Here is a 13859-nt window from a genome sequence, read left to right as displayed (position 1 = left end):
CCCGAGCGGGAGCAAGCTCCCTCGCCACGGTAAGCCCCTGTGCTTAGAGTGGTTTACTTGGCCTCGGTAACCGTGAAGTGTTGCCGGGCGCCCGCCACCAGAATCTCCACCTCATCACCCTCGAACTTGCCCAGCAGGCTTTTGCCCAGGGGCGAGCGCGGGGTGATGACGGTCACCGGCTGGCCCACCACATCGACTTTCAAGCCTGCCGCATCCGGCGCCAGGAACAGCCACTGCTGGCGGCTGTTCTCGTCCTCCAGGCCTAGTAGCGTGCCGACCTCAATCCCGCGTTGATCATCGTAGGCGCGTAGTTGCAGGTTCTGGCACAACGCCAGCGCTTGCTTGATCTCTTCGACGCGTTTGGCTTGCCCGGCCGCGAGGTAGGAAGCTTCCAGCCCCAAGGTGTCGTACTTGTTCTCCGCGATGTTTTCTTCGTGGGTCGCGGTTTCGTAGGCGGTCTGTGCGGCACGCTGAGCGATGTCGAGGTCGACGCTGAGTTTTTCCAGGATCAACTGGTGAACGGCATGTTTATTCATGGGTGTGCTGGGTCATTCGCAAAATTGCAGGACATTCGCCTTGCTCTTTTCATTGGGCGCGTTCTGGTCTTGTTGCAGCCAGAACTGGCATTTGGGGTTAGACAGGTTGCGCGCATTGTTGCGCGCCTGGTCCAGGGTTTGTTGTTGTTCCTGCTTGCGCAGGTTCTCGGTGTATTGCTCGAACATACGGTTCGGCGGCTCCGGCGCCACAGCGGCCGGTTTGCCCATCTGTTGAACGGCTTGTTGAACCGCTTGAGCCACGGGTGCGAGGCTTTGCGGGAACAGGTAGCGCGAGACCAGCCAGGCGGTCAGCACAATGGCGATAAACCCCAGCCACAGGCCAAAGGCCACGGCAGCACTGAGCTTGAACAGCGACAACGGACGTTCAGACATGTTGGCCTCCTGGCAGGCATTGACGGCGTGGCGGCGATTGTCGCACAGCCACTGTGCAGAATAATCGCGATCAAGCCTTCTGCATCGGCGCATTTATGCGGACAATCGAGCCTTTGAATGTTGGAGCCCGGAATGAAAGCCCGCTGGGATATTTTTTGCAGCGTCGTCGACAACTACGGCGACATCGGCGTGACCTGGCGCCTGGCCCGGCAGTTGGTGGTTGAGCATGCGTGCGAAGTGCGCTTATGGGTCGACGACCTGCGCGCCTTCGAACGCATGTGCCCCGAAATCGAGGTGCAGCGCGATCAGCAATGGCAGGAAGGCGTTGAAGTGCGTCACTGGTCGGCCGACTGGCCGCAGACGCCACCCGCCGACGTTGTGATCGCCGCCTTCGCTTGCCAGTTGCCGCCCGATTATATGGAGGCCATGGCCGCGCGCGAACGCACGCCGTTGTGGATGAACCTGGATTACCTCAGCGCCGAAGACTGGGTGGTGGGTTGCCACCGCCTGCCGTCGGTGAAGTTCAAGGGCGTGCAAAAGTACTTCTTCTTTCCGGGGTTTCGTCCGGGCACGGGCGGGCTTTTGCGTGAAGGCGGGTTGTTGGAGCAGCGTCAGGCATTTCAGCATGACGGCGCAGCGCGACAACAATTCCTGCAGTCGATAGGCGTCGTTCCGGCAGCCGGTGCGCGGCTGATGTCGTTGTTTGCCTATGAAAATGCCGGGCTCGCCAGCTGGCTGGACGTGTTGGCGACGGATGGGCATGCCACTCATCTGTTGGTGCCGGAAGGCCGCATCCTCGGCGACGTGCAGCGCTGGCTCGATGTCGAGGCGCTGGCGGTGGGCGATGTGCATCAACGCGATGCGCTGACCGTGCAGGTGCTGCCGTTCGTGCGCCAGGAACAATATGACCGCCTGCTGTGGTGCTGCGACTTCAACGCCGTGCGCGGCGAAGACTCGTTCGTGCGTGCCCAATGGGCGGGGCGGCCGTTGCTGTGGCACATCTACCGCCAGGACGAAGACATCCACCTGGACAAGCTCGACGCCTTTCTGGCGCTGTACACCGCCGCGTTGTCGCCCGCCGCCAAGGTCGCTGTGGTGACCCTGTGGCAAGCCTGGAACGCTGATGGCGATATGGCACAAGCGTGGAAAATGCTCATGGAACACTGGCCGGAGGTACACCTGCACGCGCAAACCTGGTGTCTGGAACAAGGCTTGCAGGCCGATCTTGCGACGGCGCTGGTACAGTTTTATGAAAGTTGGATATGATACGCCACCTTGAATTTTGTAAATCCCATCCAAATTTCGGATATATGCAATGAAAACTGGTAAAGAACTGAAACCCGGTACAGTGATCCGTCTCGAAAACGACCCTTGGCTGGTTCAGAAAGCTGAGTTCACCAAGTCTGGTCGTAACAGCGCAATCATGAAGACCAAGCTGAAGAACCTGCTGACCGGTTACAAGACCGAGATCGTCTACAGCGCCGATGACAAACTGGACGACGTGATCCTCGACCGCAAAGAAGCGACCCTGTCCTTCATCAGCGGCGACACCTACACGTTCATGGACACCACCGACTACACCATGTACGAGCTGAACGCTGAAGATATCGAAGCCGTTCTGCCGTTCGTGGAAGAAGGCATGGAAGACGTCTGCGAAGCGATCTTCTTCGAAGACCGTCTGGTTTCCGTAGAGCTGCCGACCACCATCGTGCGTAAAGTTGCCTACACCGAAGGTTCCGCTCGCGGCGACACTTCGGGCAAGGTGATGAAGCCTGCCAAACTGGCTAACGGTACCGAGCTGCAGGTTGCTGATTTCATCGAAATCGACGACATGATCGAGATCGACACCCGTGAAGGTGGTTCGTACAAAGGTCGCGCCAAGAAGTAATTCTGGCCAAACCGTACGACAAAAAAAGCCCGACCTGGTGTCGGGCTTTTTTGTGCGCGCTTGTAAATCAGACCGTCACGTGCAGGCGCACATCGACGTTGCCACGGGTGGCGTTGGAGTACGGGCAGACCTGGTGCGCGGCGTCGACCAGGCTTTGCGCCTCGTCTTGTGCCAGGCCCGGCAGGCTGATGTGCAGGTCGATGTCCAGGCCGAAACCGCCGGGGATTTGGCCGATGCCGACGTGGGCGGTGATCGAGGCGTCATCCGGGATTTTGCGTTTTGTCTGGCTGGCGACGAATTTCAGCGCGCCGATAAAGCAGGCCGAATAGCCGGCGGCGAACAGTTGCTCGGGGTTGGTGGCCTGGCCGCCAGCGCCGCCCAGTTCTTTTGGGGTGGAGAGTTTGACGTCGAGGATGTTGTCGCTGGAAACAGCGCGACCATCACGGCCGCCGGTGGCGGTGGCTACTGCGGTATAGAGCGTTTGCATGGTATCGTCCTCTTGTTGTTTAGCGCTAAATGTTTGCGCGCTAAGTAGTTGGTGAGGCGAATATATAGCGCTAATATTTAGCGCGCAAGATAAATATAAAAAATGTTTTGTTGAGTACAAAGATCCCAAAATGTGGGAGCGGGCTTGCCCGCGATGGCGGTGAATCAGTTAGCACATCTGGCGACTGACACAACGCTATCGCGGGCAAGCCCGCTCCCACATTCAGATTTTTAGTGTTTGGAAAATCGCGTCAGACAGCGCCCTGCAAATTACTACGCAACGCAATCAGATCCGCCTGCAGCTTGCGCAACTGCTCAAGCTGCATACCGCTCGCCCCCAGAATGCACTGCGGAATCCCCATCGCCTTTTCCTGCAAGGCACGTCCCGCTTCGGTCAGTTCCACCACCACCACCCGCTCATCTTCACGCTTGCGGGTGCGGCTGAGCAGGCCTTCGGCTTCCAGGCGTTTGAGCAATGGCGTGAGGGAGCCCGGGTCGGTGAGCAAGCGGTGGCTGATTTCGCCGACGGTCAAGCCATCCTCTTCCCACAGCACCATCATGGCCAAGTACTGCGGGTAGGTCAGGCCGAGGGCTTGTAGCAGCGGCTTGTAGACTTTGGTCATCAGCAACGAGGTGGAGTGCAGGGCGAAACACAGCTGGTTGTCCAGCATCAGGTTTTCGCACGGGTTGGGATTTTTACTCATGGTGCTGCCTTAAAAAGCGTGTATGCCCAGGAATCTAGCGGGCAAACCTTTAATGCGCCAGATAATTCTGGCGCACCGGTCAGACCAGGCCGCTTTGCAGCGCCAGATCCCATGGCGGCACAGGGCTGAAACGCGATTTGAGGTATTCCAGCAGCAAACGGCTGCGCGCATTCGGTTGCTGTTCCAGGCGCAACGCGTAGATGCCAGCGGTTTCCGGGCTGGGCAGGCCTTTTTCGCAAAACAGCGGCAGCAACTCGCCGCGCACCAGGTATTCGCTGGCCAGCCACGTGGGCAGGTGGGCGATACCCAGCCCGGCAAGGGCGCCAGACAGTAGGGCTTCGGCGTTGTTGGCGCTCATGCGGATACGCCGCGGCCGGTAGAGGGTGCGGCGCCCATCCAGTTCGAAGCGCCACGCGAACATCGGCGCCAGGCCGTCCCAGTCCAGGCCATCGTGCTCGCTCAGCTCGCGTGGGTGGCTGGGCGTGCCATGGCTTTTTAGGTATGCCGGGCTGGCACAGGCGATGCGCACAATGCTCGCCAGGGGCGTGGCCACCAGGCGAGTGTCAACGATATGCCCGGCGCGCAGCACCAAATCGACTTTGCCCAGGTGCGCGCCCTGCATATCGACAAAGCTGTCGATCAAGTGCAGGTGCACATCGAGCCCAGGGTACACATTCAAAAAGTCGGCAATTACCGGCGCCAAGTGCCGTCGACCAAAGGCGGCCGGGGCGTCCACCCGGATCAAGCCTTCCGGCGCATGGCTCAAGGACACGGCTTCGGCACGGGCCAGCTGCAATTCGCTGACGATCCGCCGCGCCCGCTCGGCGAAGGCCAGGCCCGCCGGCGTGGGCAGCACCGCGTGGGTGCTGCGCTGGAACAGGCGGCTGCCCACCGAGCTTTCCAGGCTGTCGATGCGCCGCGCTACCGCCGAGGGTGTCAGTGGGTGGCGGCGCGCGGCGGCGGAAAAACTGCCGGTCTCCAATACATCCAGAAACAGGCTCAGTTGCTCGGTCAGAGTGTTGGGGTTCATGGGTGTGCGCTTATGCGAGATTGGCACAGCCATTGTGCGTTGCTGTGCGTTTCCACGCTATAGCCGACTGCGTAGCATGCAAGGCCTGGGCTTCTGGAGTGGTGAGCGGTGATGGATTTGGCGATGTATCTGGTATTGGGCGCGGCGCTCGGTACGGTCGGCGGCTTGTTTGGCATTGGTGGCGGGCTGATCGCAATTCCGGTACTGGGCGTGTTGTTCGGCCTGGATCAACAGATTGCCCAAGGCACGGCCTTGGTGATGGTCGTGCCCAACGTGATGCTGGCGTTGTGGCGTTACCATCAACGCAACCGGATTGAATTGCGTCACGCGCTGCCGCTGGGGGTCATGGGCTTCAGCTTTGCCTGGCTGGGTTCGATCTGGGCGGTGGGCCTGGACGCCGGGGCCATGCGCATCGGCTTCATCGCGTTCTTGCTGACGCTGGCGGCGTACAACCTGCTGCGCCTGTTCACCCGCAACGCACCGCCGTCTGCGCAAATGCGTTATTCCTGGCCATGGCTTGGCGTGCTGGGTGCTGCGTCCGGTTCCATGGGCGGCTTGTTCGGCGTGGGCGGCGCGGTGGTTGCCACGCCGGTACTGACCAGCCTGTTCGGCACCACCCAAGTGGTTGCGCAAGGTTTGTCGCTGGCTCTGGCATTGCCCAGCACCAGTGTGACGCTGGTCACCTACGCCTGGCACCATGAGGTGGACTGGATGATCGGCGTGCCGCTGGCGGTGGGTGGCCTGCTGAGCATCAGTTGGGGCGTGAAAGTCGCCCATGCGTTGCCGGAGCGTGTGTTGCGCGGGCTGTTCTGCGCTTTCCTGGCGGTGTGCGCGGTGATGTTGACCTTTAAAGTCTGAAGCCTTCGACGATGTATTGCGCCAGGCATTCGGTGATCGGCGAGGTCATTGCCGGGTTGCGTAACAAGTGCAGGTTCATCGAGGGCAGTGGCGGGAAGCCGTCGTCGCTGCTCAGGATTCGCAAGTCGTCGGTCACCAGGCTTTCCATGCACACCATCACTGCCAGGCCAGCGTTAACCACCGCCTGGATCGCCGCCACATTAGAGCTGTGGTAGGCCATGCGATAATCACGCCCGGCCGCATCCAGCGCTGCACGGGTCCACTGGTAGTAAAGGCAGTCAGTACCGGAACCGGCCAGGGGCAATGCATCGTGCTCGTCCACGCAGAAGCAGGGCGCGGCCGCCCACACCATGCGCTCGGTGCGCAACAACTCGCCGATTTCCTTGCCGGGTTCACGGCTGATGACGGTCAGCGCCAAGTCTCTGCGCTGCATCAACACCGATGACGACTCACAGTGCATCTCGATCTGGATCAGCGGGTAGGCCTTGGAAAACTGTTTGAGAATGCCCGGCAGAAAGCGCATCACGTAGTCATCCGGCGTGCCGATGCGCACCAATCCCACCATATGTGGCTCGCGCAAGGTGTTGAACACTTCACTGTGCAGTTTCAGGATGCGCCGTGCATAACCCAGTAATACCTCGCCTTCCGGCGTGAGCCTTACTTGGCGGCCATCGCGCTCGAACAACTTGCGTTGCAGCACGTCTTCTTCCAGCCGCTTCATCTGCATGCTCACCGCCGATTGCGTGCGGTTGACCAACTCGCCGGCGCGGGTAAAACCGCCCTGGTCGGCGATGGCGACGAAGGTGCGCAGTACGTCGGTGTCAATGCTTGGGTAGCTGGACAATTGATCAATCTCAGAGATGTATTGCATAAGAAACATTCGTTGGATTGATCATAAGGCCAGGCACACACTTGCGCCATCCCCACTGGAGGGCGAGAAGATGAAAGGTCAGAAAGGTTTTGTGTTGCTGGGCAAGCGCCCGTTTTCCGTGCTGCTTCGCAGCATTGCCCGCTGGCAGGCGCTGCATGAGGAGCGCCATGCCCTGGCAAGCTTGAGCGATGAAGCGCTTAAGGATATTGGGCTTAACCGCAGCGATGTCGAGCAGGAGCGTCATCTGCATTTCTGGCAAGACCCGCTGCGAAAATAAGCCAGGATGCAGTAGGGTGGTCGGCGAGCTCACACGGAGAGACCCATGCCCGTCGACCTGTCGTTTTCCCTCAAGCAAGCACGCCGCATGGCGCTGGTGGCCCAGGGATTTTCCGGGCGCCAAGCGCCAGCATTGATCAAGGCTGCGCACCTCAACCGTTTGATTGAGCGGTTGGGGGTATTGCAGATCGATTCGGTCAACGCCGTGGTGCGTTCGCATTACCTGCCGCTGTTTTCGCGCTTGGGCCATTACTCCCCGTTGATCCTTGAACACGTTGCCTGGAGCCAGGGCCGGCGCCGCTCGTTGTTTGAGTATTGGGGCCATGAGGCCTCCTTGCTGCCCATGGCGCTGTACCCGTTGATGCGCTGGCGCATGGAGCGGGCAAAGTTAGGGCAGGGCATCTATTCGCAGATGGCGCGCTTTGGGCGTGAGCAGCAGGCCACCATTCAGCGCGTGCTGCACACCGTCGAGCAGCAAGGCGCATTGGGTGCGGGCAGCTTGTCGACCCGCGAGGAGCGTGCCGGCCCCTGGTGGGATTGGAGTGAGGAAAAACACGCACTGGAATGGCTGTTCGCCGCCGGTTTGGTCACCGTCGCGGGCCGGCGCGGTTTTGAGCGGCTCTATGATTTGCCGGAACGGGTCATTCCCGCCGATATTCTTCAAGCGTCTGTGAGCGAAGCCGAAGCTCAGCGCGGTTTGCTGCTGCACAGCGCGACTGCATTGGGCGTCGCCACCGAAAAAGACCTGCGCGACTATTTCCGCCTGGACCCCGCCGACAGCCGTGGCCGCCTGGCCGAGTTGGTCGAGGATGGGCAGTTGCAGGTGTGCCAGGTGCAGGGCTGGAAGCAGGCGGCTTACTGCCTGCCTGAACCCAAAGTGCCACGCAAAGTGCCCGCAAGCGCCTTGCTCTCGCCGTTCGATTCATTGATCTGGGAGCGCAGCCGCACCGAGCGTCTGTTCGATTTTCGTTACCGGCTGGAGATCTACACCCCGCAACACAAACGGGTGTATGGCTACTACGTGCTGCCGTTTTTGCACAATGAGCGGATTGCCGCGCGGGTTGACCTGCGCGCCGAACGCGCCAATGGGCGCCTGGCGGTACACGCGGTACATGAAGAAGAACCGGGGCTGGATGAGGAAGGGATGCAGGCGTTGGCCCTGAATCTGCGGCAGATGGCGGGCTGGCTTGGGTTGGAGCAGGTGCAGCTCAACTGCCAGCGGCCGAGCGCGGTGCGGCTTCGGGTGGCGATGTTGCAAATATGAGTTGTCGAGGGCTTTTGTGGCGAGCGGGCTTGCCCCGCGTTGGGCTGCGAAGCAGCCCCATTACAAACACCTCGGTATATCTGGAAGAACGGGCTGGCTGGTTTCAGGGTGGCTTCGCCACCCAACGCGGGGCAAGCCCGCTCGCCACAACAAGCCCATCAAACCCATGAGTCAGCGTTTGACTTGCTTCAACGTCTCGGCAATCAAAAACGCCAATTCCAGCGACTGATCGGCATTCATCCGTGGGTCGCAATGCGTGTGATAACGGTCAGACAAGCCATCTTCGGTAATCGGCCGCGCGCCGCCAATGCATTCGGTGACGTTCTGCCCGGTCATCTCGATATGGATCCCGCCGGCATAGCTGCCCTCGGCCTGGTGGACCTGGAAGAACTCCTTCACCTCGCCAAGAATCTGCGCAAAGTCGCGGGTCTTGTAGCCGCTGCTGGCCTTGATGGTGTTGCCGTGCATCGGGTCCGAACTCCACAGCACCTGCTTGCCCTCGCGCTGTACCGCACGAATCAGGTTGGGCAGGTGGTCGCCGACCTTGCCGGCGCCCATGCGCGCAATCAGGTTGAGGCGGCCTGGGTCGTTGTCCGGGTTGAGGATGTCGATCAGGCGGATCAGGTCCTCAGGCTTCATGCTCGGGCCGACCTTGACCCCGATCGGGTTGTTGACCCCGCGCAGGAACTCGACGTGGGCACCGTCCAGCTGACGGGTGCGGTCGCCGATCCAAAGCATATGGGCCGAGCAGTCGTAGTAGTCGTTGGTCAGGCTGTCGCGGCGCACGAAGGCCTGTTCATAGTTCAGCAGCAGCGCTTCGTGGGCGGTGAAGAAGCTGGTTTCGCGCAATTGCGGCGAACTGTCCATACCGCAGGCGCGCATGAACGCCAGGGTTTCGTCGATGCGATCGGCCAGTTGGCTGTATTTTTCGGCCAGCGCGGAGTTGGCGATAAAGTCCAGGTTCCACTTGTGCACCTGGTGCAGGTCGGCAAACCCGCCCTGGGCAAACGCGCGCAGCAAATTCAGGGTGGCAGTGGACTGGTGGTAAGACTGCAGCAGGCGGTCCGGGTCTGGCACGCGGCTTTTTTCGTCGAAGCCGATGCCGTTGACGATGTCGCCACGGTAGGCGGGCAGGGTGACGCCGTCGATGGTTTCATCGTTGGCCGAACGCGGCTTGGCAAACTGGCCGGCCATGCGTCCAACCTTGACCACCGGGCAACCGGCGGCGAAGGTCATCACGATCGCCATCTGCAGCAGCACCTTGAAGGTGTCGCGGATTTTTGCCGCAGAAAACTCGGCAAAGCTTTCGGCGCAGTCACCACCTTGCAACAGGAAGGCGCGGCCCTGGGTCACTTCGGCAAACTGACGGCGCAATTCGCGGGCTTCCCCGGCAAACACCAGTGGCGGGTAGCTGGCCAGGCTTTGCTCCACCTGCAGCAAGTGCGCAGCGTCCGGGTACTGGGGTTGTTGCTGGATCGGCAGGGCGCGCCAGCTGTCGGGGCTCCAGGGTTGGCTCATCATGAACTCGATAGGTTGATTGACGGTCGGGCGCCAATGTTAGCAGCAATTAGTGCGTGACCTGTTGCCGCCGCTTGGCCGACAATCGCGCCTTTGCCGTGCGGTAAACCCTTTAGGAGTAGTGATGAGCGAGGAGCGTGTCGAGCGCCTGCTGGCTGAAGTCCATGATGATTTCGGCATGATTCGTGTGCTCGAAGTGGCTGATTACCGTTTTCTCGAGTTTGGCGATGCCATCGAGCAAAGCTGCGTGTTTACCGCCGACCCGAGCTGGCTGGAGTACGACTACACCCGCGCGATGTTGATTGGCGCGTTGTGCCATGAGCAACCGGAAAGCGCGCTGTTCCTCGGCCTGGGCGCCGGTACGCTGACCCAGGCGTGCCTCAAGTTTCTGCCGCTGGAAGACGTCGAGGCCATCGAGCTGCGCCCGGATGTGCCGCGCCTGGCCATCGAGTACCTGGGGCTGGATGACGACCCGCGCTTGTACATCCGTATTGGTGACGCGTTGCAATTGCTCGATACCGCCGAGTCGGCCGACTTGATTTTCGTCGACTTGTATACGGATGTTGGCCCAGGCGTCGGGCACCTGGCCTGGACCTTTCTGGAAAACTGCCAGAAAAAACTCAACCCGGGTGGCTGGCTGGTGATCAACCAGTGGGCGACCGATGACGGTAAACCATTGGGCGCGGCGTTGTTGCGCGGGTTGTATCACCGGCATTACTGGGAACTGCCGGTGAAGGAGGGCAATGTGATTTTGCTGGTGCCTTCGGAGCTGGATCAGGAACTGGATATGGCAGCGTTGTCGGACCGCGCCGAGGCGTTGGCGCCGCGGTTGGGGTATTCGTTGCAGGCGTTGATCAAGGCGATTCGGCCGGCGACCTAGTTGCCTGTACTGACGCCATCGCGGGCAAGCCCGGCTCCCACAGTTGAATAGCATTTTCCGGTTGAAATGCATTCCACCTGTGGGAGCGGGCTTGCCCGCGATGAGGCCCGCACAGCCTACTCAAATCCCCTTGAACACCCCCGGCCGCTTCTCAACCATCGCCCGCACACCTTCTTTGGCATCTTCACTGTTCAACAGTTTCTCCACCACCACCTGCAACCCGGCCGCCGCCACGGCTTCACCTTCCATGCGCGCCTGGCGCGCCGACATCAACGTCGCCTGCACGCCCAGCGGTGCCTGGCGGGCAATGCGGCTGGCCAGTTCGATGGCGCGCGGCAGCAGGTCTTCACTGGCCATCACTTCCTGCACCAGCCCCAGACGCAGCGCCTCATGGGCGTCGAACTCATCGCCGGTCAGCAGCCAGCGCATCGCGTTGCCCCAGCCGGCGATCTGATGGAAGCGCAGGGTCGCGCCGCCAAACGGGAAAATCCCGCGCTGCACTTCCATCTGCGCAAAGCGCGTATTGCTGGCACAGAGGTTGATATCCGCCGCCAGCATCAATTCGATGCCGATGGTCAGGCAGTAACCCTGGGCCGCGACGATCACCGGTTTATTGACGCGGGGGCCGGCAAACACGCCCCACGGATCGCAGCCGCCCAACGGTGGTTGCCAGCCTCCCGACATCACGCCACTGACATTGGCCAGGTCCAGCCCGGCAGTAAAATGTTCGCCGTGGGCGAATACCACGGCCACGCGAGCATCGTCGTTTCGATCAAATTCGCCATAGGCCAGGCTCAGCTCATTGAGCAGGTCCAGGTCAAAGGCATTGCGCTTGGCCACTCGATCCAGTCCCAACAGCAGGACATGACCCAGTAATTCACGGCTGACGCGACTGCTGCTGGCTTGATTCATCGGGGGTGGCCTCGGGAGCTTGGGTAGGGTTTTAGACCAGTGGGCCTTAATGGGCAGGTGAACCGTTTAAGTGTTGTGACCAACAGGGCCGGGCCTTTGAAAAATAGACCTTGGCACGGGTATACGCAAAGAAGGTGACGCAGCGCGGTATATCGGCACTTTCGGATAAAAAAAGCTCCCTTTTTCAGCTATTTCCGGTATAGTGCGCGCCGGCCTTTAACCGGGCCGCGTTTAGGTAGCGCAATTCCCCGAAGTCAGCTTCGGCTGCACGTCCGCACAGCGGACTCTCCCTTGACGAATCTTTTTCATTCATTCGTTTTCGCAAATCCCCGCCGACAAAGCAGCCAGGGCGACTCTTGAGTCTCAACACGGCATGCGCAGCTTTGGAGCATGGGTCTTTGCGGATGCACTTAGAGGCAGACCCATGACCCAGGAAACCGGCGGCTTCGCCGCTTTTAATCTTAACCCGAACATTCTTGCTGCCGTCATCGCGACCGGCTATGAAGAACCTTCGGCTATTCAGCAGCAATCGATCCCGATCATCATGGCCGGCCAGGACATGATTGGCCAGGCGCAAACCGGTACCGGTAAAACCGCCGCGTTCGCCCTGCCTATCCTGCACTGCATCGATCCTGCCAAGCGCGAGCCGCAAGCCCTGATCCTGGCGCCAACCCGTGAGTTGGCGCTGCAAGTAGCAACCGCTTTTGAAACCTACGCCAAGCAAATGCCAGGCGTAACCGTTGTGGCCGTTTACGGCGGCGCGCCTATGGGCCCACAACTTAAAGCAATCCGTAACGGCGCACAGATCGTTGTCGCCACGCCGGGCCGTCTGTGCGACCACCTGCGTCGTGACGAGAAAGTGCTGTCGACCGTGAACCACCTGGTTCTGGACGAAGCTGACGAAATGTTGAAGCTGGGCTTCATGGATGACCTGGAAGTCATCTTTAAAGCGCTGCCACCGACCCGTCAGACCGTACTGTTCTCGGCCACCCTGCCACAGTCGATCCGTGCCATTGCCGAACGCCACCTGCGCGATCCGCAACACGTGAAGATCCAGACCAAGACTCAGACCGTTACCGCGATCGAACAGGCTCACCTGTTGGTTCACGCTGACCAGAAGACCTCGGCTGTATTGAGCCTGCTGGAAGTCGAAGACTTCGACGCCCTGATCATGTTCGTGCGCACCAAGCAAGCGACCCTGGACCTGGCCAGTGCCCTGGAAGCCAAAGGCTATAAAGCCGCTGCGCTGAACGGTGACATTGCCCAGAACCAACGTGAGCGCGTGATCGACTCCCTCAAGGATGGCCGTCTGGACATCGTTGTGGCGACCGACGTTGCCGCCCGTGGCCTCGACGTTCCACGTATCACTCACGTGTTCAACGTTGACATGCCTTACGATCCAGAGTCCTACGTTCACCGTATCGGCCGTACCGGCCGTGCGGGTCGCGAAGGTCGTGCACTGCTGCTGGTGACTCCGCGTGAGCGCCGCATGCTGCAAGTGATCGAGCGTGTAACCGGTCAGAAAGTTGCCGAAGTCCGCCTGCCGGATGCCCAGGCCGTTCTCGATGCTCGCATCAAGAAACTGACCAACAGCTTGTCGCCGCTGGTGGCTGACGCTGAATCGACCCACGGCGACCTGCTGGACCGCCTGACTGCCGATATCGGTTGCACCCCACGTGCCCTGGCTGCAGCTCTGCTGCGCAAAGCCACCAACGGTCAGGCCCTGACCCTGGCAGCGATCGAGAAAGAACGCCCACTGGTACCGAACAACGCGCCACGCGGTGATCGTCCAGAGCGTACCGGTGACCGTCCAGACCGTGGTGATCGTGAGCGTCGCGCTCCGGTTCCATTGGCTGAAGGTCGTGCTCGCTGCCGCACCGCGCTGGGCGCGCGTGATGGCATCGCCGCCAAGAACCTGCTGGGCGCTATCCTCAATGAGGGTGGCCTGGCACGTGAAGCCATCGGTCGCATCCAGGTTCGTGACAGCTTCTCCCTGGTGGAGCTGCCGGAAGACGGTCTGGAAAAACTGCTGGCCAAGCTCAAAGACACTCGCGTTGCCGGTAAGCAGCTGAAGCTGCGTCGCTACCGCGAAGATTGATCCGCCTTTGTGCTGATTGATCGCATATAAAAAATCCCCGACTGGTTCGGGGATTTTTTATGCCTGGCATTTCTTTCGGATCAGCACCCGATCAAATGTGGGAGCTGGCTTGCCTGCGATAGCGGTGTATCAGTGGCAAATAGGC

15 protein-coding genes are annotated in these 13859 nt (G+C 60.5%); 7 read left to right on the top strand and 8 right to left on the bottom strand.

What is annotated here, in order from left to right; all coding sequences use genetic code 11:
• Positions 1–53 precede the first annotated feature (53 nt).
• Positions 54–536 carry a GreA/GreB family elongation factor gene (locus tag GIW48_RS09940; RefSeq protein ID WP_069788694.1) on the bottom strand — a complete coding sequence of 161 codons (483 nt, stop codon included), beginning with the start codon at positions 534–536 and terminating at the stop codon, positions 54–56.
• 12 nt (positions 537–548) lie between these two features.
• Positions 549–929, bottom strand: coding sequence for a hypothetical protein (locus GIW48_RS09935; protein WP_026013615.1), 381 nt, complete (start codon positions 927–929; stop codon positions 549–551).
• A gap of 132 nt (positions 930–1061) precedes the next feature.
• Here GIW48_RS09935 and earP point away from each other — a divergent pair, with 132 nt between their 5' ends.
• On the top strand, positions 1062–2195 hold the full coding sequence (earP, locus tag GIW48_RS09930; protein WP_017136151.1) for an elongation factor P maturation arginine rhamnosyltransferase EarP: 1134 nt from the start codon (positions 1062–1064) through the stop codon (positions 2193–2195).
• A gap of 49 nt (positions 2196–2244) precedes the next feature.
• Positions 2245–2817, top strand: a complete 573-nt coding sequence (locus tag GIW48_RS09925; RefSeq protein WP_017136152.1) for an elongation factor P — start codon at positions 2245–2247, stop codon at positions 2815–2817.
• A 67-nt stretch (positions 2818–2884) separates the two neighbouring features.
• Here the strand turns inward: GIW48_RS09925 and GIW48_RS09920 are convergent, their stop codons facing one another.
• From GIW48_RS09920 to GIW48_RS09910, 3 genes are all read right to left on the bottom strand, one after another.
• Positions 2885–3304, bottom strand: coding sequence for an organic hydroperoxide resistance protein (locus tag GIW48_RS09920; protein ID WP_056857183.1), 420 nt, complete (start codon positions 3302–3304; stop codon positions 2885–2887).
• 250 nt (positions 3305–3554) lie between these two features.
• Positions 3555–4007: a MarR family winged helix-turn-helix transcriptional regulator gene (locus GIW48_RS09915; RefSeq protein WP_017136154.1), complete on the bottom strand. Its 453-nt coding sequence runs from the start codon at positions 4005–4007 to the stop codon at positions 3555–3557.
• A gap of 79 nt (positions 4008–4086) precedes the next feature.
• Positions 4087–5037 (bottom strand): LysR family transcriptional regulator, encoded by a 951-nt coding sequence (locus GIW48_RS09910; protein WP_017136155.1) that lies wholly within the window; start codon positions 5035–5037, stop codon positions 4087–4089.
• 108 nt (positions 5038–5145) lie between these two features.
• Here GIW48_RS09910 and GIW48_RS09905 point away from each other — a divergent pair, with 108 nt between their 5' ends.
• Positions 5146–5895: a sulfite exporter TauE/SafE family protein gene (locus GIW48_RS09905; RefSeq protein ID WP_017136156.1), complete on the top strand. Its 750-nt coding sequence runs from the start codon at positions 5146–5148 to the stop codon at positions 5893–5895.
• On the opposite strand, the gene GIW48_RS09900 is transcribed toward GIW48_RS09905, so the two are convergent.
• Complete coding sequence (locus tag GIW48_RS09900; RefSeq protein WP_032865497.1) at positions 5885–6766, bottom strand: LysR family transcriptional regulator; 882 nt, start codon at positions 6764–6766, stop codon at positions 5885–5887. The genes GIW48_RS09905 and GIW48_RS09900 overlap by 11 nt on opposite strands.
• A 70-nt stretch (positions 6767–6836) precedes the next feature.
• Between GIW48_RS09900 and GIW48_RS09895 the strand changes: the two genes are divergently transcribed.
• A complete protein-coding gene (locus GIW48_RS09895) occupies positions 6837–7043 on the top strand; it encodes a DUF1127 domain-containing protein (protein WP_026013616.1) in 207 nt (68 codons plus the stop codon).
• A 45-nt stretch (positions 7044–7088) separates the two neighbouring features.
• Positions 7089–8306, top strand: coding sequence for a winged helix-turn-helix domain-containing protein (locus GIW48_RS09890; RefSeq protein WP_236461088.1), 1218 nt, complete (start codon positions 7089–7091; stop codon positions 8304–8306).
• 171 nt (positions 8307–8477) lie between these two features.
• Here the strand turns inward: GIW48_RS09890 and GIW48_RS09885 are convergent, their stop codons facing one another.
• The gene (locus tag GIW48_RS09885; protein WP_017136160.1) at positions 8478–9824 is read right to left on the bottom strand and encodes a class II 3-deoxy-7-phosphoheptulonate synthase; all 1347 of its coding nucleotides are present in this window, start codon (positions 9822–9824) and stop codon (positions 8478–8480) included.
• 124 nt (positions 9825–9948) lie between these two features.
• Here GIW48_RS09885 and GIW48_RS09880 point away from each other — a divergent pair, with 124 nt between their 5' ends.
• Entirely contained in the window at positions 9949–10704 is a 756-nt protein-coding gene (locus tag GIW48_RS09880) for a spermidine synthase (protein ID WP_017136161.1), read from the top strand.
• Between the two features lie 120 nt (positions 10705–10824).
• Here the strand turns inward: GIW48_RS09880 and GIW48_RS09875 are convergent, their stop codons facing one another.
• Positions 10825–11616: a crotonase/enoyl-CoA hydratase family protein gene (locus tag GIW48_RS09875; RefSeq protein ID WP_236461089.1), complete on the bottom strand. Its 792-nt coding sequence runs from the start codon at positions 11614–11616 to the stop codon at positions 10825–10827.
• A gap of 424 nt (positions 11617–12040) precedes the next feature.
• On the opposite strand from GIW48_RS09875, the gene GIW48_RS09870 reads away from it, so the two are divergent.
• A complete protein-coding gene (locus GIW48_RS09870; RefSeq protein ID WP_017136163.1) occupies positions 12041–13714 on the top strand; it encodes a DEAD/DEAH box helicase in 1674 nt (557 codons plus the stop codon).
• Positions 13715–13859 lie beyond the last annotated feature (145 nt).

The sequence above is a fragment of the Pseudomonas sp. PA-6-3C genome (assembly GCF_021605825.1).
GTDB classification, from domain to species: Bacteria; Pseudomonadota; Gammaproteobacteria; order Pseudomonadales; family Pseudomonadaceae; genus Aquipseudomonas; species Aquipseudomonas edaphica.
This window is presented reverse-complemented; position numbering and strand designations above follow the sequence as displayed.